We start from the raw sequence: 957 nt of genomic DNA, 5'->3' as shown, positions 1-957 counted from the left end.
GCCGGCATCGCCGGCCGGCGTATCCGCCGGGCGGACGTCTTGATCAGAATCGGACAAGGTATTCACATTCGGATGTTGCATGGTGTTCAGTTGGACACGCGCTGGTCGTGCTCGTCGTGCTCGCTGGGGTGCGCCGGATTCGTCGTGGACGCCCCCGGGACTTCGGACGCCTGCGCGCCGGAGGCCACTTGTGCGTGGTAACCGTTGGCGGGCGTGTCCGTTTGCTCATTTGTCTCACCGTCTTCGACGGCTTGCTCCTCGGCTGTGTCGCCGGACTGCGCGCCGGCGGGGTCGGCGGACACCGGCTCGCTCGCCAGCTCACTGCCTGGCCCGGGCGTCGCCGGCACTTCCGACTCGGCCTCGGACGCGGGTGTGAACCCGGCTTCCGCTTGCGCCAAAGCCTCCTTCCTTTCAAACGCATCCACCAAATCGGCGATGCCATCCGTGGCGCCGGCCGCAAGACCGTCGGGGGCAACCACGCCGGAAGGGGTCGGTTCACCCTCTCTGGCATCCGCCGCAACCAGTGTGGCAGCGCCGGCCTGATCATCGCCCGGTTCCGCGAATGCCTCTTCGTCGCTATCCGCCGGCACCGTGCCCAGCGCCTCGAAGTCAATCGGCTCCTGATTCAGCAGCGCGACCTGCGCCTGGGCCTGGATGTCTTCCAGCGGCGGCAATTCATCTAGCGTACGCAGGCCAAGATCATCAAGAAAATTCTTGGTGGTGGCATAAAGCGCAGGCCGTCCGGGCACGTCACGGTGGCCGATCACCTCGATCCAGCTGCGATCCTCGAGCTTCTTCACGACTTCGGTGCTGACCGCGACACCGCGGATTTCCTCGATATCGCCCCGTGTGACCGGTTGCCGGTAGGCGATGATCGCCAGCGTCTCCATCACGGCGCGGGAGTACTTGGGCGGCTTTTCGGGATTCAGCCTATCCAGGTATTCACACATGACAGGG

The 957-nt window shown here is 65.2% G+C and carries 1 protein-coding gene; it reads right to left on the bottom strand.

Annotated elements, in window-relative coordinates:
* Positions 1 to 86: 86 nt before the first annotated feature.
* Positions 87 to 957 (bottom strand): SMC-Scp complex subunit ScpB (gene scpB / locus AC1DS3_RS39060; protein ID WP_477129418.1); only part of this gene is annotated, 871 nt, incomplete at its 5' end.

The sequence above is a fragment of the Cupriavidus sp. 01L46 genome, assembly GCF_056399905.1.
The sequence above is the reverse complement of the archived record's forward strand: the minus strand, read 5'-3'. Positions and strand labels throughout refer to the sequence as shown.